The following is a 16,473-nucleotide window of genomic DNA, read 5'->3' as shown; positions in this document are numbered from 1 at the left end:
GCCCTTACTTGGGCTGCGGCACGATCCGGATGTAGGGCTTCGGCTCTTTCCAGCCCTGCGGATAGATCGTCTTGGCCTCGTCATTGGAGACCGAGCCCGCGATAATGACATCGTCGCCCTGCTGCCAGTCGGCCGGGGTCGCGACCCGGTGCTTCGCCGTCATCTGGAGCGAGTCGATGACGCGCAGGATCTCCTGAAAATTCCGGCCGGTGGTCATCGGGTAGACCAGCACCAGCTTGATCTTCTTGTCCGGCCCGATGATGAAAACGTTGCGGACGGTCTGGTTGTCGGCCGGCGTGCGGGTGAGGGGATCGCCGGAGGTCGAGGCTGGCAGCATCTCGTAAAGCTTCGAGACGTTGAAGTCGGTGTCGCCGATCATCGGATAGTTCGGGGCGGCGCCTTGGGTCTCCTTGATGTCCTCCGACCATTTGGAGTGACGGTCGACCGGATCGACCGAGAGGCCCATCAGCTTGACGCCGCGCTTGTCGAACTCCGGCTTCAGCTTGGCCAGTGCGCCGAGCTCGGTCGTACAAACTGGCGTGAAGTCCTTCGGATGCGAGAACAGCAGCGCCCAGCTGTTGCCGATCCAATCGTGGAACTTGATCTTCCCTTCAGTGGTCTCGGCTTCGAAGTCAGGGGCGGTGGTGCCGATCGGGAGTGTCATGGTTCTACCTCATCATATTGAATTTACTGTAGAATTTGTCTTTGCCGTCGCGGACAGTATAGGATCCCGAGGACCCCAAGTGAACAGCTTCAAGTAAAATGTGAATTCCTTCTCTGAAGAGCCGATTTCCTAGCATCTTTCTGTTACAGGGACGCCTGCGGCGAGATGGCTCCCCCGGAGGGCAACGGGCTCGATTGCCCCGATAAAGCCTTTTATGACCCGCATCACGCTCGCCCGATGTTTGATGGAACCCTGATAGCGACCAATTGGCAACCATCGAGAAAAGTCGCGATCCCCGTATCGAATCGTTAACCACCCCTTTACGCCCGCATGAAAATGCTGGTCGATCAGAAGAAATCTGGAAGTGAACTATGTCTGCCGCTGCGCCCAAGTCCGTTGAGAAGTCTGTTGAGTCGCCGTCCCTCGAACCGTCCTGCCGCGATACCGCGGCCCATGCACTCTCCATCGTTCGCGACGGCGTGATCACGGGCGAAGGCCCGACCACCAAGGGCCGGGTGCACTTTTCCCGCTCGCTCGATGCCGATGACACCGCCTGGTGCACGCGCATCCTGACGGCCACAGCCGTCAACGACCAGCCGGTCAGCCGCGCCGAAGCCGAGGCGCTGTTCGAGATCAACGAGGCCGCGACCGAGCGGACCGATGGCGGCCGGTTCGACGACCTGCTGGCCAAGGCGGTGGCCCATTACGCCGCAAGCGCCTCCGGCCTCAAGGTGCCGCCGCGCAGCGTCGCGCTCGCGCAGGACATCGAGAGCTGGGCGCCATCCTATGCCTCGAAGGTCAACAGCGAGATGCTGGAGTGGATCGCCGGCCAGATGCACGGCAAGCGCCAGAACAATCGTCGCCTGATGGCGATGGTGGCGACCTTCCTGGGCGCCACCGCGCTGCCTCTGGCGGGCCAATTGCCGAACGTGTTCGACATCGGCATGTAAGGTTTTCTGACCTGTAAGAACTCGGCGCCTCTTTGAGGGCGAGAAGAAGCGGCGGGGTTATTTCCCCGCCGTTTTTTGTTTGCCGGCGTCTGGCTCAAGGCCAAGCGTGCGGCCCGGGAAGCCGGCGGCATCGAAATAGCGCTGGCTGCCGACACGCTGGACGTTGAGCACCGTCTGGAGACCGTTCTCCTGCATCTTCTTCGACTTCTCGACGGTCTTGAACGCCTTCGGCACGATGCCGTTGGGCAGCGCCTCCGACATCACCCGGCCGACCAGGCCGCCATTCTGCGAGCCGCGCAGGCCGAGGAGCTGGGCGGCGGTCATGCCGACGTCGGCATTGCTGACCGGCAGCTCGTCGACAAAGCCGGCTTTGAAGTCCGGACCGATCGCAGCCATGAAGTTGTAGGTATCGCCGCGGCTGAAGCTGCCGTGCATGCCCTGGCCCTGGCGCAGCACGGTGTCGGCCACCTGCACGGAGCAGTTGGTCGGCGCCTCGCCGCACTCGCTGGCATAGGAGCGGAAGTTGACGACGATCGCCGGCGTCGGCGTCGCCGCCTTGCCGTGCAAATTGATGCTCGACAGCGACAGGGTGCCGGGGATGCGGCCGAGCTGGTCGTCGACGAACAGGCCGGAGACGTAATCCTGCTCGAGCAGCGCCTTGACCGTCCTGGCCGCCAGCTTCCTGTCCTTGGTCGGCAGATAGATCAGGTCGGAGCCGCCATTGGTGGCCACGACGAGGTCGGGCTTGGTCGGGTCCTTGCCGAGCACGCCGTTGCCGGCCTTCGGATGGGCGTTGCCGGCAACGGCGGCGTTCTTGTCGTTGGGGTCGAACAACGGCAGGTCGAGCGCCTTGGCAAGATCGAGCGCCAGGAAGCCCATCGGCAAAAAGTCCTTCGGCGTGTCGTCATAGCTGACCTTGGCCGAGGGGCTGGTCTTGCTCTCCTTGGAGATGGTCGAGAAGCCGTGGTCGGCCTGGATCATGATGTTGGTGTTGGCGGCAAGGCCGAGCTCGTCCAGCGCCTTGCGGATCTGGGCGAGGTTGTTGTCGACGTTCTTGATGCTCGCCATCGTGCTCGGGCCGTTGATGCCCGGCATGATCTGGTTGAGGCTGTCGCCCTGGTTGTGCTGGGTACCGTCCGGGTCGCGGGACCAGAACACCAGCACGAACGGCTTGTTGCGCGCCTTGAACATCGGCAGCACGACCTTGGTGGCGACGTCGGCGAAATAGGCCTGCTGCGCGACGTTGGCGACCGTGGTGCCGGGCGTCTTGGCATCGCCCGCCTTGCCGTTATCGCCGCGGCTGGGGGTGGCGAGGGCGAGGCCGGCCTTGGTCAGGGCGTCCTTCATCTCGTCGGACAACGCTACGCCGGCCTTGCCGCCGGTCGAGTCGTCAATCACGATCGAGTGCTTGCCCGGCTTCTCCGGATGATCGGTGTGGTCCCACTGGTAGGTCGGGCCGACCTTGCCAATCGCCGCCGTGCTGAGGCCCTTGTCGCGGGCCAGCTTCAGAACCGTCTCCTCGTTGAGATAGTCGCCCTTGAAATGCTCGTCGATGTCGCCGAGCACGGCGTCGTTCTCGATGAACGGAACCACGGTGTCGCCTGCGGGTGCGGAGGTGTAGTTGGTCCAGATCGTGTTGGAGAACACGCCGGTATCGCCGAGATAATGGCCGGTCGACATTGCCGAGCCGTTTGCCATGGTGAAGGTCGGGAACAGCGAATGCGAGTTCTTGAAATTGACGCCCTTGTCGCGGACCTCGGCCATTGCCGGTGCCGTTTCGGGCGTGATCTTCAGTGCGCGCAGCCCGTCGGGGATGAACAGGATGAGGTTGCGGGGGGTGTTGTTCTGGGCGGAGGCAAGTCCGGTGGACAAAACTGTCAGTCCGGCGGACAGCAACACCAGTGAACGGCGCATCAAATCTCTCCCTGCCTGCGGTGAGGCGGCTTGGCGGCCGACCGCGGCCCCCCGCCTTCGTTTAGTTTTGCTGTATGACGGTTTTGTTACAAGATCGAACTCAGATGCAGAAGTGACGGGAGAGGGCGGTCATGTGTCCACAGATTGAGGGCACAACGGCGTTGTTCACAACAGACATGTTTTCGCGTTCTCGCGGCGCATTTCGCCCGAGCTTTGCGTCGTTGCCTCACCCTCACATGAAAGAGGGCGCAGGGAGGACCGGGAGCCGGCTGGCTCCCATGGACCGCTATGCCAGAAGCAGATTGCGCTACAATGCACAGCGGGAAACAGGGCAACCGAAGCATCCCGGCCTTCCCTGCGCGGATGGTTGGAACGGCTTATGTCGCGCTCTCCCCGGGGAGCGATGCACTATTGCCCCCGTCGCCTTGCCGATCACTGATGCGCGCGCCCGGTTGGGCCGCCACATCACCGCAAGACTTGGCGCACAGACTCCGGGCGCCAGGACCACACGATTTTGCCGTACGCCGATCACACCGGTCGTGTGCGCGAGGTCTCCGCTCACAGTCGCCTGCCCTGCGAAACCCTTCGCGCCGATGTGGCTTGCGTCCACCGCCGCCCGGCCCGCGTTCGTGACGATCGCGATACGCCCCTCTTCCTTGGGCCGGAGTGAGGCGAAATATACGCAATTCCGAATTTCGGTAAAGTGGAATATTTTTGACGATGCGGATTGACCAGCAGTTTGGGTGTTTTGCCCGACGGGTAGCGCAAGAGATAGTGGCCGGGACCAGCGATCTATCGGGCGGCCCGCGCGCGGGCCAATGGAATTCACAAGTCTGCTTGATAAGTCCATGCACATTTCACGGTCTAATCGCATGCCGCACGATCCGTTATCTATGAAGCGACCACCCGGATGCCGCCGGGCACCAAGAACAACCGTAATGTACGGGGTATCTCTCATGACACAGCGAGCTGCGGCAGTCGCGCTGCTTTTGCTGATAGCCATGCCATCGGCTCGCACAGAGGAGGCTGCCGCCATGATTGGATCAAAGCCGATGCTGGGGGGCGAGGATGTGCGGAAGGTTGCTCCGGCGCTGGACGCCTACACGCAAGGCCGTCTCCTGGGAGAGGTCTGGAAGCGCCCGGGCCTTGCGCCGCGCGACCGTAGTGTCGTCACGCTGGCAGCCTTGATCGCGCGCAATCAGACGATCGAATTGCCCTATCATTTCAACCTTGCTCTCGACAACGGCGTCAAACCGCGAGAGATTTCGGAGATCATCACCCATCTCGCCTTCTACGCAGGTTGGGCCAATGCGATGTCGGCGGTCGCTGTTGCCAAGGATGTGTTCGCCGCTCGCAATATTGGAGCCAATGAGCTTCCCGCCGTCTCGGTGGCCTTGTTGCCGATCGACGAGCCCGCCGAAGCGCAGCGGGCAAAGTTCGTCCAGGAACAATTCGGCGCGGCCTTTCCTGGTGTCGTGCAATACACGACCGACGTGCTGTTTCGTGACCTGTGGCTGCGCCCGGACCTGGCCCCCAGGGACCGCAGCCTCGTCACCGTCAGCGCGCTGATTGCCAACGGGCAGACCGCGCAGCTCACGCCGCACCTCAACAGGGCGATGGATAATGGCCTGACCCAGACGGAAGCTTCCGAGGCGATTACGCAGCTGGCCTTCTATGTCGGCTGGCCCAACGTCTTTTCGGCAATGCCCGTCGCGAAGGATGTATTCGCAAAGCGGGCACATTAGCCGCATTCCCCCTCGAAGGAGGTCAGCGTTCGCGTCTTCCTTCACGAGGGCTGATCCGGACCACACCTATCGCATTGGCCACCAGGCCGAGATGATAGCTCAGTCGCGATGGCGGAGCGCCTCGACAAGCAGCGCAAAGGCCGCGGAGGGCTGGCGCCGGCTCGGATAATAGAGGTGGTAGCCCGGATAGGGCGGGCACCAGTCTTCAAGCACCCGCCTGAGCCGGCCCTTGTTGATATGGGGGTGCACCAAGCCCTCCGGCAGATAAGCCAGGCCGAAGCCTGCGAGCGCCGCATGGAGCATCTGGGTCGTGGTGTTGAAGAACAATTGGCCTTCCACGCGAACCTTGAGTTCGCGCGAGCCCTTTTGGAACTCCCAAGAGTACAATCCGCCATGGGTTGGCAGGCGCAGATTGATGCAATTGTGCTCGACCAATTGTGATGGTTTCGTCGGCTCTGACCGGCTTCGGAAATAGGACGGAGCCCCGACGACAGCCATGCGTGCGTCGGGTCCGATCCGCACCGCAATCATGTCCCTCGCGACCTGCTCGCCATCCCGCACGCCGGCATCGAAACGCTGCGCGACGATGTCCGTCAGGCCATAGTCGCTGATGATCTCGATGTTGATGTCCGGATTTTCTCGCAAGAGCCTTGCGAGCTTCGGCAGAAGGACAGCGTGGGTGGCATATTCGGTCGCCGTGATGCGGATGGTGCCGGAGGGCTTGTCCCGAAGCTCGGTCAAGGCGGCAAGTTCCGTTTCGATCTCCGCGATCCGTGGACCCACGTTGCGCAGCAGGCGCTCGCCGGCGGCCGTCGGCGACACGCTGCGCGTGGTGCGCGTCAAGAGGCGCAGCTTCAGCCGTGCCTCGAGCTCCTTGATGGTATAGCTGAGCGCGGACTGGGAAATCCCGAGCTTGGCAGCCGCTTTCGTAAAGCTGCCCTCGCGGGCGACGATCAGAAAGGCCGAGAGATCGTTGAGATTGCCGCGCTGCATTTATCGATCCTGCTTATAAGTCCATGCCAATTCTAGTGGCTAGTTCGTATAGCTGCACGCCCTAAATCTAGAGCCAGCGATCATTGCCGATTGGGAACGTCCCGCGACTTGAACGGAGGCTCACATGGATCGGTCGGACGATCCTTCCCGGCGGCCTGCGAAGACCGAGACCGAGCTGCGGCGAGTGCTTCCGCGACGCAGCGTGCTTTCGGGCGCTGCCGGACTGGCCATGCTGGTATCGGCGCGTTCGTGCGTGGCACAGGCCACGGCTGAGAACGAGACAAGACAAGGAAGGATTGGAATAATGGACATCAAGCGCAACGGCTCACGCCCCTCTGGCAAAGGCCCGGAAGCGTGGTTCACCGGCACCGTCCGCGTCGATCCGATGTTTCAGGTCGGCGACCCGGCGCGCCTGAGCGGCGGTCACGTGACTTTCGAACCCGGTGCCCGAACCATGTGGCACACCCATCCGCTCGGCCAGACCTTGATTGTCACGTCCGGTCTCGGCTGGGTGCAAAGCGAAGGCGGCCCGATCGAGGAGATCCGTCCCGGCGACGTCGTGTGGTTTCCACGGGGCGAGAAGCATTGGCACGGCGCGACGGCGACGACCGCTATGGCGCATATCGCGATTACCGAATCCCTCGACGGCAAGAATGTCGACTGGATGGAAAAGGTTAGCGACGCACAGTACCGCAAGTGATTTTCGCGACTCGGCAAAGGGCGATGATGCGGCCGCGAGTCTATTATCTGACACATGGCCCATGCGCGCCTATCGATGACGGTCAAGCGTGGATCGTCAGCTTTTGCGCCCGTGGAACCGTATCTGAGCGGCGGGCACCACCTAGGGGGCCAGGAGATTGAAAATGCAGATGCGCAAGCTTGGCGACAGCGGACTTTCGGTCTCAGCCATTGGCCTGGGCTGCATGGGCCTGAATTATCATCGTGGCCTGGCGCCGGAACGCAAGGAGATGATCGCGCTTGCCCGCGCGGCGGTGGAGCGCGGTGTCACTTTTTTCGACACCGCCGAGGTCTATGGCCCCTTCACCAACGAGGAACTCGTGGGCGAGGCGCTGGAGCCGTTCCGGAAAGACGTCGTCATCGCCACCAAATTTGGCCACGACCTCAGTCCGGCCGACGCTCGGCGTTCTGGCGGGCTCGACAGCCGTCCTGAACGAATCCGGCAGGCGGCCGAAGGTTCGTTGCGGCGGTTGCGGGTCGAGGCGATCGACCTGTTCTACCAGCACCGCGTCGATCCCGCTGTCCCGATCGAGGACGTCGCCGGCGCGGTGAAGGATCTGATCGCCGAGGGCAAGGTCAAGCACTTCGGTCTCAGCGAGGCCGGCGCCTCGACCATCCGCCGCGCCCACGCGGTCCAGTCGCTCGCGGCGATCCAGAGCGAATACTCTCTCTGGTGGCGTCAGCCCGAGACGGAGGTGTTGCCTGCTTGCAAGGAACTGGGAATCGGCTTCGTCCCCTTCAGTCCCTTGGGCAGGGGATTCCTCACCGGCAAGATCGACGAGACCACCAGCTTCGGTGGCAACGACAACCGCGCCGGCCTGCCGCGCTTTACGCCCGACGCTCGCAAGGCGAACAGGCCTGTCGTGGACCTGCTGGTTCAGATCGGCGCGCAGAAGCATGTCACGCCGGCGCAGATCGCCTTGGCCTGGTTGCTGGCTCGGATGCCGTGGATCGTCCCGATTCCCGGCACGACCAAGTTCGGTCGCCTCGACGAGAACATCGCAGCGGCCGCGATCGAGCTCACGCCCGATGAAATCAGGCACATCGATGCTTCGGCCGCGCGGATCACCATCGCAGGTGACCGCTACCCGCAAGCGGAGGCTGAGCGGACGCAGCGTTGATGGCGCATACGCCAATCCGACAAATCGACAGGAGAGATATCCATGAACATTTCATTTGAAGGAAAGGTCGCGTTGGTGACCGGCGCGGCGTCCGGGCTGGGCCTCGCCACGGCGAGGGCTTTTGCGGAATCCGGGGCGTCCGTTGCGCTGGCAGACTGGAACGAGGACGCGGTGCGTGCCGCCGCCGGAGAGCTCGCCGCCCGAGGCCATAAGGCCATCGCCATCCGCTGCGACGTCGCCGACGATGCACAGGTCGAGGCCATGGTCGCGCAGACGGTCGCCGCCTTCGGCGGGCTCGATGCCGCCTACAACAACGCGGGCGTCCAGAATCTCCTCGCAGAGACCGCCGACACCACCCGTGAGGATTATGACCGCGTCATGGGCATCAATCTGCGTGGCGAATGGAGCTGCATGAAGTTCGAACTGCAGCAGATGCGCAAGCAAGGAAGCGGCGCGATCGTCAATTGCTCATCTCTCGGCGGACTCGTAGGAGGTGCCGAGAGGGGAATCTATCACGCCGCCAAGCACGGGGTGCTTGGGTTTACCAAGAGCGCGGCTCTCGAATATGCAGCACGCGGCATTCGTATCAATGCCATATGCCCCGGGCTGATCTGGACACCGATGGCCGACCAGATGGTTGCGGCCGGGCAGGGCGATGCTCTCAAGGCCATGGAAAAGAGCGTGCCTATGGGACGGGTTGGCCGGCCGGAGGAGATTGCAAGCGCGGTTCTTTGGCTTTGCAGCGAGGCTGCGAGCTACGTAACCGGTCAATCCATTTCGGTCGATGGTGGTTTTATCATGCGCTGAACGGTGCTTCGGCGACCGCCGATCCAAAGATACCGATTCCGATGGATGCCAGGCGGCGGCAGCCGGGATGCTTCGCTGCGTTCGCAATGATAGAATCGTCTGGCCGGGCGTGACCAACGCGAAATGTCCGTTCGCCGGCGTCGTCATTTCGGCGCGGTCGGGACCCTCGAGGTCTGTGCGAACGTCGGCGCGGGCTTTACTGTCGTCGGATAGGCGCCACCATCGGCGAGATTGCGACGCAGCGATAGCGGCGCTGCCTGAAGCGCGAAGATGATCGCGATCTGGGTTCGGTTATGGAGGCGGTATTTGCGCATGATGTTGCCGATATGCGCCCGCACCGTGTTCTCCGAGATCTTGAGCTCGTAGGCGATGTTCTTGTTCTGCATTCCGCGCGCGATGAGCATCATCAGCTCGCGCTCACGCGGCGTCGGTGTAATCAAATCTTTCGGATCCGGGCTCATGACTAGCTCCTCCCTGGCCTTGGTTTGATGTTGTGGCCACCCCAGCATATTCTCACTCCGTCTTGAGCGCCTCGATTGGACTAAGCTTGGACGCCTTGTGCGCAGGATAGAAACCAAAGATGAGGCCGGTCGCGATCGAGAAGGCGAGGGCGAGACCGATCGCCTCGCCATCGATCGAGGTGATCCACCCGGCCATGCGCGCGACCGTCATCGACAGCGTGACGCCGCCGAGGACGCCGATGGCGCCGCCGAGCAGGCAGAGCACGAGCGCTTCGCAGAGAAACTGGAGACGGATGTCCCGCATCCGCCCGCCGAGCGCACGGCGGATGCCGATTTCCCGGGTGCGCTCGGTCACCGACACGATCATGACGTTCATGATGCTGATGCCGCCGACAAGCAGCGAGACCGAGGCGATGGCGACGAGCAGAAGCGCCACGGTGCGGATCGCCCCCTGCTGCGCCTCCATGGCGGCAGCCGGATCCTGGACCTTGAAGTCGTCCTCCTGACCGGCAACGATCCGATGCCGCTGCCGCAGCAGGTTCTCGATCTCGGCTCTCGCCCCGGCCATCTGACCGTCGGCGGCCACCTTGGCAATGATGTAAGCGACCGAATCCCGGTTGATGTTGCTGGCGCTGCCGAGGAAGCGGAGCTTGGCCGTGGTGAGGGGGACGAAGGCGACATCATCCTGCGCGGGTCCCTTGGGGTCGAGCACGCCGACCACTTCGAGCGGGACCTTCATGATCCTGATCTGCGCGCCAATGGGATCATCGCCCGGCGCGAACAGCTCGCGCGCGACCGTGCTTCCGAGGATCACGACTTTTCCGGCGGCGGCTTCTTCGACGCTCGAAAAGTAGCGTCCGGACGCGAGCTGCCAGTCGCGCACCATGAAGTGCCCGGTTGTCGTGCCGTTGATCGTCGTGTTCCAGTTCTTGCTCTCGTGGATGACCTGCGCCGTTCCGGCGATCGAGCCGGCCGCGGCCTGGATTTCCGGAATCTGCTCAAGGATGGCCTGCACGTCGCTTTCGGTCATCGTCAGCTTGGTACCTTCCTTGAGACGCACGCCGCCCTGGTAGACCGCGCCGGGCATGATCATCAGCACGTTGGCGCCGATCGAGCGGATCTGTTCCTGGAGGCGCAACTGCGCCCCGGACCCGATCGCAAAGACCGTCACGATCGAGGCGACGCCGATCACGATGCCAAGCATCGTGAGGAAGCTGCGCAGCGGGTTGAGGCGCAAGGCGTGCAGTGCAATCTGAAACCCCTGGAGCATCGTCATGACACAGCGCTCCACTTCGGCAGCAACGGAGCCTGCGCCTCGTCGCTGACGAGCTCGCCGTCGTGCAGGCGGATCGTGCGCCGGCAGTGGGTCGCGATGCCGGGATCGTGCGTAATCATCACGATGGTCTGGCCGGTCCGGTTGAGTGCGGCAAACAGCGCCAGGATCTCGGCGCCGGTGCGGCTGTCGAGTGCGCCGGTCGGTTCGTCCGCGAGCACGATCAGCGGAGAGGCGATCAGCGCACGCGCGATCGCGACGCGCTGCTGCTCGCCGCCCGACAGCTGTCGCGGAAAGTGATGCGCCCGATGCAGCATGCCGACGGCTTCCAGGCTCCGCTCGGCGCGCGCCAGGCGCTCCTTGCGGCCCACCCCGCAATAGACCAGCGGCAGGGCGACGTTCTCGATCGCATTGTGGCGCGCGAGCAAATTGTAGGATTGGAACACGAAGCCAATGCTACGGGCGCGCAAGGTCGACCTGTGGTCTTCCGAGAGGTCGGCGACATTGGATCCCTCGAGATAGATCGCGCCCTCGCTCGGCAGATCGAGCAGTCCGATCATGTGCATCAGCGTGGACTTGCCGGAACCGGACGGTCCCATGACAGCAAGGATCTCGCCCTGATCGATGTCGAAGCTGACATTACGCACCGCGGACACCGCGATCCCGTCCGTGCGGTAGGTTCTGCCTACGGATCGGAGGCTGATGAGGGGCAGGGGCGCTGTCATGATCCGAACCTGATGCCGAGAAATTCCATGCCGGCCGGCCGGATCGCCTGTCCGACGGCGACCTGGCTGCCCTCGACGAGTTCTCCGCTCTTGAGCGCGACCTGTTCGGTGCCCGCCGCGCCGACGGTCACGGGGATACGCTGAAGCGCGCCACTGACGGTGCGCACCCAGACGCCGCTGCGGCCGGGGGCCGTGTCTGTCCGCGCGCCCGAGGGCTGGAAGCGCAGGGCGGCCAGCGGCACTTTCAGCACGTTGTCCTGCTGCTCGATCACGATCTTGACCAAGGCGGTCATTCCAGGCAGCAGCGCGCCGTCGAGATTGGAGGTCGACAGGACGACGGTATAGGTGACCACATGCTGCTGGTTTTGCGGCGCCTTGCGCACCTGGCGCACTGCCGCCTCGAAGCGGCGGTCGGGATAGGCGTCCACCGTGAAGTGAGCGCGCTGGCCGGATGCGATGCGCCCGATATCGGCTTCGTCGACCTGCGCGTGAATCTCCATGTCTTCCAGGCGGTGGGCGACCACGAAGGTGGTGCGCGACTCCAACCCGACCGCGAGTGTCTGGCCTTCGTTGACGAACCTGCCGACCACGACGCCGTCGATCGGCGAGCGGATCACTGTGCGGTCGAGATCGGCCTGGGCGGCCGCAAGGACCGCGGCCTTCTCGGGCACCGCCATTCTGGCCTGCTCCAGCTCGGCCTCGATCCGGCGTACGTCGGCCTGGGCGCCGTCGACGGCGTAGGCATTCAGGGACATGAGGACCTCGGCCTCGCGTTCCTGGGCCACGCGCGCGGTGAATTCCGTCTGCGCGTCGTCGACCGTCGAGGTTGCCACGACGTTTTGCGACTGGAGCGCCAGCTTTCGTTGCAAGGTCTTCTGCGCCGACATCTTGACCGCCTGGGCGCTGTCGAGCTTGGCGGCGAGCACGTCCCTGCTGCCCCTGGCGTTTTGCAGATCGATCTTGGCGCGATCGAGCTTGGCCCGCTCGATGTCGACCAGGGAGTCGGAGACCAACAGCGCCGCCTTGGCCTCGTCGACCTTGGCTGCGAAGCTGCGGGGATCGATCAGGGCAAGCGGCTGGTCCTTGCTGACGGTATCGTTGAAGTCGACATAGACCCGGGCGAGCTGCCCGGACAGTTGCGAGCCGACCTCGATCGTCTTGACCGGTTGCAGGGCGCCCGTGACGGTGATGGTTTGCTCGATGCTGCCGCGCTGAATCGACGCATAGCGGAACATTGGCGCATCCGACCCGAAGGTCGGCGTTTCGCCGCCTGGCTTAAGGAACTGCTTCGTGGACTCATAGGCGCGGCTTGCGCCGTCCGCGGCGCTCCCGGCAGCAGCCGCGACGACGTCCGGTGCCGCGCCGTAGATTGCGGCGACGCCGCATGCAGTTCCAAACAGGACAATGACTGGCACAAATCGCATATCAAAAGCCGCCTTCTTGAAATGACTATGTTGGCGGAAATGCAGAATATCGCGCTATGGTTGTATTTCGCCCAGCGTAATGCCGCTGTCTCGACAGTATGTCGTTGTTGATAGTGCGACGGACGGGTGCTCTCCATGATCCAGAAGTAAAGCCGACGGTTGCGACTTTTCGTGATTTGCGCGGAACGCATACCGGGCGTATCGAAAAGATGCGCGCGGTATCGAACTCGATAGCTAACTGAACGCCCCGTCTTGTCTGACGGCCCTTCGGTGTTCAAGTCGGCCTTATGGACGACGAGGCCATGACGCAGTCCGTGATTTCGCAGGCGCAACGCCGGATTTTCGCATTCTCGACATGCCGTCCCGCCGCGACGGCGCCAAGTCCTTTCAATCACGAAGCCCGATATGTGAAGGCCTTCACTCGTGTCCACCGAGTGTTGGCCCTAATACGTCAAACCGGAAGGCCGACGCGAGTCGTCTGGTCCTCGCCCAATACATTCAAGCACCTTGTTGTCTCTTGGACGAAAAATGGACGGCTCATTGCCATATCAACGAGCCGCAAGCCGGGAGTTCGTCGCCATGAATTTAAATCAAGCCATAGTTTATATCGTAGATGATGAAATTCAGATTCGAAATGCGGTCGGAAGTCTTTGCGAGGAGACGGGGCATCAGGTGCGGTTGTTTGCCTCGACGAATGAATTCCTGAACGGGAGCCTTGCCGAAGGGCCCTCCTGCCTTGTGCTCGACGTCCGCTTTCCCGGTACGTCGCCGACCGGGCTCGAGCTTCAACGCAGGCTCGCTGAATCCGGTGTGCCCATTCCGATCGTCTTCATCAGCGGCCATTCCGACATCCGTGTCTCCGTCGAGGCCATGAAGCGCGGCGCGGTCGAGTTTCTAACAAAACCCTTCCGCGAACACGAGATTCTTGATGCGATCAGGCACGGCATCGAGCGCGATCGCAGGCGCCTGGAGCGCGAAGACGCAGTGCGCGGGGCACGCCAGCGTGTCGAAACGCTGACCGCGCGCGAACGAGAGATCATGCTGCTGATGGCGGACGGGCTCGTCGCCAAGCAGATCGCAGCAAGACTTGGGGTCAGCGAAGTGACAGCGAAGGTCCATCGCGCCAGGATGATGCGGAAGCTGGAGCTGCGTTCGCCGATCGAAGTGGTGAGATTGATCGACAGTATCAGCCGCGGAGCCGAGACAATGCGGACCGGTGCGGGCATCCGCTGGTCTAGCACTCTAGGCGGCAAGATGCCGCACAACGTCTAGTCCGTACCGATTAGCATGAACTGCAGTCTGTCGCGCGGAGTACGATCGGTTCAGAGTAATCCCACGATGTCGACCTCCTCCAAGACCGGCATCTGAAATTAGTCAGACAACTCGGCTAGAAAGGGATTTCCCATGCGCAAATTGTTTCTTGCTTCCGTTGCCGTGCTCGCTCTGTCCTCCGCGGCTCAGGCTGCCAACACCGCGACCACCTTTCAAATCGGCCTCGCAAACGGCTCCACCGTGAACCAGCAGGGCCACGTGAATGACTCCTCGACCACGTTCCAGCTCGGCCTCGTGAACAGCGCGAGCACCATGCAGGGCACGACCTCTCCGTCACTCAACAATGCCAGCTCGGTGACCCAGATTGGCGTCCTTGGCAACTCGGCCACCACTGGGCAGGTTGCCACCGGCAACAACGGCAGCTCGATCAGCCAGACCACGCTCTTCGGCTTCCCGCCGAACAACGCCGCCGCCGTTGGGCAGATTGGCGGCGGACTCAACCTCAGCTCCATCACGCAGCACTAAGCCAGCCCCTGTGTCGGCCCGGGCGCGTCCATCGAGCGGCGCGTCCGGACGATACTCGACAGGCCATGCTCGAAATGACCGCGATCAGGTTGCCTGAACGGGGCGGCGGGTCGACGGCTGACATTTTGCGGAGGATATGACATGCGCATGAAATTTCTCATCCCGACGGTTGTCATGCTGGGCGCGCTGACCGCTGTCGATGCCCAAGCCGCCAACTCGGTTAGCGTGTTGCAGTTCGGTGCGACAAATCTCTCGTCCACAGCGCAGACCGGCGCGGTGAACAACACCGCGACGACGCTGCAATTCGGAGCCTTCAACCAGGCATCGAGCATGCAATTCGGTTCAATCTCTTCGATCAATTCAGTGACGATTGGACAGGGCGGTACGACGGCCACCGCGACCAATACCGCTACGGCTGGCCAGGTCGGAGGCGCCAACACGAGCTTGATCGGTCAGATTGGTTTGAACAACGCCGCCGGGGTATCCCAGCTTGGCATTCTGAACGGCTCCACGATTTTGCAGCAGGCTCCGTGACCTGAGATCGTGTGGTGACTCGGCAATATTGTGGAGGCATATGATGAACAAGCATCTTCCAGCCGTTGCGACGGCGGTTCTCGTCTCCTGTTTCGCCGCGAACGGCTCGGTGCGGGCGCAGGGCGCTGACATCAAGACGATCGTCTCGGTCAACGGGCCGCCCGTCGTCGTGAACCAGAGCAGTCCGCTCAACATGGTCGGCATATTCCAGATCGGCGGCAACACCAGCGCGACCGTAACCCAGAACGGAAGCAACAATGCCACGGGAGTCCTGCAATTCGGTGGCACAACGTCGTCATCGATCGGGCAGACGGGCATGAACAATTTTGCCTTTGTCGGGCAGACCGGCCAATCGGCGACGAGCCTCGTGTCCCAGCTCGGCACTATGAATACGGGGGCGATCGCGCAGTTTGGCGCGATCAACTCATCGACGGTGATCCAGAAAAACCCGTGAGACGCCCGCGAGTGCGTTGACCTCAAGGTGCGAGGGGAGAACGGCGATGCGTTGCGGCAGGCAGGTCTTCTTGAGTCAGGTCTTCTTGAGTCAGATATTGGCGACGACGGTGGTGTTCGCCGCCATGAGCGCGGCTACGGAGGCATCCGCGGGATCCGCGCAGCGCGGCGTGACGAACCGGAACGTGAGCATCCAAACGGTGGTGGAGTTCGGCAACAATGTGCAACCGGTCACGATCGAGGAGAACAGCCGCATCAATATCGCCCGGGTCATCGAGATCGGGACGGGAACTGTCGATGCGACGATTGTCCAGAACGGGACCCGTAACTATGTTGAGATCATCCAGGTCGGCAACACCACCAATGCACTAATCGGCCAGTCAGGCGTGAGCAACATTGCCGATATCACTCAGGTCGGAAATTCGACTAATGCGCTCTTGCTTCAGGTCGGCGACATGAACACGGGAGCAGTCAGACAGTTCGGACGTTTCAACTGGCTGGCCATATTCCAGTTCGGACGATGATCGAGACGAAGAGGTGTGACATGAAGTTCCTCCTGCTCGCATCCGGAATGAGCCTCATGACCGCAATTGCGATGGCCCCGGCCGGGGCCGGCGAGACCGGCGACGGCCATACCACCGTGGTCCAGGACGAAAACGGGACAGCAGTTATCACGCAAAGCGGCGATCCGGCGCAGGCCGAAGTCCGGGTCGACAAGGAGCCGGGCCGTACCACCGTGTACCGCCGCAGCGGCGGCAATACTGCGATCGTGTCGCAGGGAACGGGAAACGCGCAGGACATGCTGGATTGGCTGCGCAAGCAGCAGGGCCACTGACGCGAAAAGGCCCATCGCCCCGAGTGGACGATGAGCCTT

18 protein-coding genes are annotated in these 16,473 nt (G+C 62.6%); 11 read left to right on the top strand and 7 right to left on the bottom strand.

Translation table 11 applies throughout. The features are described 5' to 3' along the window. Positions 1 to 4 precede the first annotated feature (4 nt). Entirely contained in the window at positions 5 to 664 is a 660-nt protein-coding gene (locus tag ABIB73_RS23470) for a peroxiredoxin (protein WP_354227762.1), read from the bottom strand. Between the two features lie 371 nt (positions 665 to 1,035). Between ABIB73_RS23470 and ABIB73_RS23465 the strand changes: the two genes are divergently transcribed. Beyond that, complete coding sequence (locus ABIB73_RS23465; protein ID WP_354227760.1) at positions 1,036 to 1,614, top strand: hypothetical protein; 579 nt, start codon at positions 1,036 to 1,038, stop codon at positions 1,612 to 1,614. A 57-nt stretch (positions 1,615 to 1,671) separates the two neighbouring features. On the opposite strand, the gene ABIB73_RS23460 is transcribed toward ABIB73_RS23465, so the two are convergent. After that, complete coding sequence (locus tag ABIB73_RS23460; RefSeq protein ID WP_354227758.1) at positions 1,672 to 3,528, bottom strand: alkaline phosphatase family protein; 1,857 nt, start codon at positions 3,526 to 3,528, stop codon at positions 1,672 to 1,674. 956 nt (positions 3,529 to 4,484) lie between these two features. Here ABIB73_RS23460 and ABIB73_RS23455 point away from each other — a divergent pair. Further along, entirely contained in the window at positions 4,485 to 5,273 is a 789-nt protein-coding gene (locus ABIB73_RS23455; RefSeq protein WP_354227872.1) for a carboxymuconolactone decarboxylase family protein, read from the top strand. 99 nt (positions 5,274 to 5,372) lie between these two features. Here the strand turns inward: ABIB73_RS23455 and ABIB73_RS23450 are convergent, their stop codons facing one another. Continuing rightward, positions 5,373 to 6,266 (bottom strand): LysR family transcriptional regulator, encoded by an 894-nt coding sequence (locus ABIB73_RS23450; protein WP_354227756.1) that lies wholly within the window; start codon positions 6,264 to 6,266, stop codon positions 5,373 to 5,375. 304 nt (positions 6,267 to 6,570) lie between these two features. Here ABIB73_RS23450 and ABIB73_RS23445 point away from each other — a divergent pair, with 304 nt between their 5' ends. The 3 genes from ABIB73_RS23445 to ABIB73_RS23435 all read left to right on the top strand — a co-directional run bounded on the left by ABIB73_RS23445 (position 6,571) and on the right by ABIB73_RS23435 (position 8,932). Further along, positions 6,571 to 6,966: a (R)-mandelonitrile lyase gene (locus tag ABIB73_RS23445; protein ID WP_354227754.1), complete on the top strand. Its 396-nt coding sequence runs from the start codon at positions 6,571 to 6,573 to the stop codon at positions 6,964 to 6,966. Positions 6,967 to 7,129: 163 nt separating this feature from the next. Next, the gene (locus ABIB73_RS23440; protein ID WP_354227752.1) at positions 7,130 to 8,125 is read left to right on the top strand and encodes an aldo/keto reductase; all 996 of its coding nucleotides are present in this window, start codon (positions 7,130 to 7,132) and stop codon (positions 8,123 to 8,125) included. 42 nt (positions 8,126 to 8,167) lie between these two features. Next, entirely contained in the window at positions 8,168 to 8,932 is a 765-nt protein-coding gene (locus ABIB73_RS23435; protein WP_354227750.1) for an SDR family NAD(P)-dependent oxidoreductase, read from the top strand. A gap of 143 nt (positions 8,933 to 9,075) precedes the next feature. Here ABIB73_RS23435 and ABIB73_RS23430 read toward each other — a convergent pair whose 3' ends face one another. From ABIB73_RS23430 to ABIB73_RS23415, 4 genes are read right to left on the bottom strand one after another with little or no spacing between them, the layout of a single operon-like run. Beyond that, a complete protein-coding gene (locus ABIB73_RS23430; RefSeq protein WP_354227748.1) occupies positions 9,076 to 9,393 on the bottom strand; it encodes a response regulator transcription factor in 318 nt (105 codons plus the stop codon). Positions 9,394 to 9,445: 52 nt separating this feature from the next. Further along, positions 9,446 to 10,669, bottom strand: a complete 1,224-nt coding sequence (locus ABIB73_RS23425; RefSeq protein ID WP_354227746.1) for an ABC transporter permease — start codon at positions 10,667 to 10,669, stop codon at positions 9,446 to 9,448. Further along, positions 10,666 to 11,391, bottom strand: coding sequence for an ABC transporter ATP-binding protein (locus ABIB73_RS23420; protein ID WP_354227744.1), 726 nt, complete (start codon positions 11,389 to 11,391; stop codon positions 10,666 to 10,668). Before ABIB73_RS23420 ends, ABIB73_RS23425 begins: the two co-directional genes overlap by 4 nt. After that, the gene (locus ABIB73_RS23415) at positions 11,388 to 12,815 is read right to left on the bottom strand and encodes an efflux RND transporter periplasmic adaptor subunit (RefSeq protein WP_354227743.1); all 1,428 of its coding nucleotides are present in this window, start codon (positions 12,813 to 12,815) and stop codon (positions 11,388 to 11,390) included. The genes ABIB73_RS23420 and ABIB73_RS23415 overlap by 4 nt, the downstream gene beginning before the upstream one ends. 579 nt (positions 12,816 to 13,394) lie before the next feature. Between ABIB73_RS23415 and ABIB73_RS23410 the strand changes: the two genes are divergently transcribed. The 6 genes from ABIB73_RS23410 to ABIB73_RS23385 all read left to right on the top strand — a co-directional run bounded on the left by ABIB73_RS23410 (position 13,395) and on the right by ABIB73_RS23385 (position 16,434). Then, complete coding sequence (locus ABIB73_RS23410) at positions 13,395 to 14,087, top strand: response regulator transcription factor (protein ID WP_354227870.1); 693 nt, start codon at positions 13,395 to 13,397, stop codon at positions 14,085 to 14,087. A gap of 132 nt (positions 14,088 to 14,219) precedes the next feature. After that, positions 14,220 to 14,612 (top strand): curlin subunit CsgB, encoded by a 393-nt coding sequence (locus ABIB73_RS23405; RefSeq protein WP_354227741.1) that lies wholly within the window; start codon positions 14,220 to 14,222, stop codon positions 14,610 to 14,612. A gap of 147 nt (positions 14,613 to 14,759) precedes the next feature. Continuing rightward, complete coding sequence (locus ABIB73_RS23400; protein ID WP_354227739.1) at positions 14,760 to 15,146, top strand: curlin; 387 nt, start codon at positions 14,760 to 14,762, stop codon at positions 15,144 to 15,146. Between the two features lie 43 nt (positions 15,147 to 15,189). Then, positions 15,190 to 15,600, top strand: coding sequence for a curlin (locus ABIB73_RS23395; protein ID WP_354227737.1), 411 nt, complete (start codon positions 15,190 to 15,192; stop codon positions 15,598 to 15,600). Between the two features lie 70 nt (positions 15,601 to 15,670). Further along, on the top strand, positions 15,671 to 16,123 hold the full coding sequence (locus tag ABIB73_RS23390) for a curlin repeat-containing protein (RefSeq protein WP_354227735.1): 453 nt from the start codon (positions 15,671 to 15,673) through the stop codon (positions 16,121 to 16,123). Positions 16,124 to 16,143: 20 nt separating this feature from the next. Continuing rightward, positions 16,144 to 16,434 (top strand): hypothetical protein, encoded by a 291-nt coding sequence (locus ABIB73_RS23385; RefSeq protein ID WP_354227734.1) that lies wholly within the window; start codon positions 16,144 to 16,146, stop codon positions 16,432 to 16,434. Positions 16,435 to 16,473 lie beyond the last annotated feature (39 nt).

It is taken from the genome of Bradyrhizobium sp. F1.4.3 (assembly GCF_040548375.1).
Lineage (GTDB): Bacteria > Pseudomonadota > Alphaproteobacteria > Rhizobiales > Xanthobacteraceae > Bradyrhizobium.
Note: the sequence above shows the minus strand (reverse complement) of the source record. Positions and strands in the feature narration are given on the sequence as shown.

What these genes read in the sequence shown, in the direction of transcription:
- ABIB73_RS23440 (WP_354227752.1), top strand. Translation starts at nt 7,130, where the DNA reads ATGCAGATGCGCAAGCTTGGCGACAGCGGACTTTCGGTCTCAGCCATT.
- ABIB73_RS23450 (WP_354227756.1), bottom strand. Translation starts at nt 6,266, where the DNA reads ATGCAGCGCGGCAATCTCAACGATCTCTCGGCCTTTCTGATCGTCGCC.
- ABIB73_RS23425 (WP_354227746.1), bottom strand. Translation starts at nt 10,669, where the DNA reads ATGACGATGCTCCAGGGGTTTCAGATTGCACTGCACGCCTTGCGCCTC.
- ABIB73_RS23455 (WP_354227872.1), top strand. Translation starts at nt 4,485, where the DNA reads ATGACACAGCGAGCTGCGGCAGTCGCGCTGCTTTTGCTGATAGCCATG.
- ABIB73_RS23460 (WP_354227758.1), bottom strand. Translation starts at nt 3,528, where the DNA reads ATGCGCCGTTCACTGGTGTTGCTGTCCGCCGGACTGACAGTTTTGTCC.
- ABIB73_RS23420 (WP_354227744.1), bottom strand. Translation starts at nt 11,391, where the DNA reads ATGACAGCGCCCCTGCCCCTCATCAGCCTCCGATCCGTAGGCAGAACC.
- ABIB73_RS23400 (WP_354227739.1), top strand. Translation starts at nt 14,760, where the DNA reads ATGAAATTTCTCATCCCGACGGTTGTCATGCTGGGCGCGCTGACCGCT.
- ABIB73_RS23385 (WP_354227734.1), top strand. Translation starts at nt 16,144, where the DNA reads ATGAAGTTCCTCCTGCTCGCATCCGGAATGAGCCTCATGACCGCAATT.
- ABIB73_RS23435 (WP_354227750.1), top strand. Translation starts at nt 8,168, where the DNA reads ATGAACATTTCATTTGAAGGAAAGGTCGCGTTGGTGACCGGCGCGGCG.
- ABIB73_RS23405 (WP_354227741.1), top strand. Translation starts at nt 14,220, where the DNA reads ATGCGCAAATTGTTTCTTGCTTCCGTTGCCGTGCTCGCTCTGTCCTCC.
- ABIB73_RS23395 (WP_354227737.1), top strand. Translation starts at nt 15,190, where the DNA reads ATGAACAAGCATCTTCCAGCCGTTGCGACGGCGGTTCTCGTCTCCTGT.
- ABIB73_RS23415 (WP_354227743.1), bottom strand. Translation starts at nt 12,815, where the DNA reads ATGCGATTTGTGCCAGTCATTGTCCTGTTTGGAACTGCATGCGGCGTC.
- ABIB73_RS23465 (WP_354227760.1), top strand. Translation starts at nt 1,036, where the DNA reads ATGTCTGCCGCTGCGCCCAAGTCCGTTGAGAAGTCTGTTGAGTCGCCG.
- ABIB73_RS23470 (WP_354227762.1), bottom strand. Translation starts at nt 664, where the DNA reads ATGACACTCCCGATCGGCACCACCGCCCCTGACTTCGAAGCCGAGACC.
- ABIB73_RS23410 (WP_354227870.1), top strand. Translation starts at nt 13,395, where the DNA reads ATGAATTTAAATCAAGCCATAGTTTATATCGTAGATGATGAAATTCAG.
- ABIB73_RS23430 (WP_354227748.1), bottom strand. Translation starts at nt 9,393, where the DNA reads ATGAGCCCGGATCCGAAAGATTTGATTACACCGACGCCGCGTGAGCGC.
- ABIB73_RS23445 (WP_354227754.1), top strand. Translation starts at nt 6,571, where the DNA reads ATGGACATCAAGCGCAACGGCTCACGCCCCTCTGGCAAAGGCCCGGAA.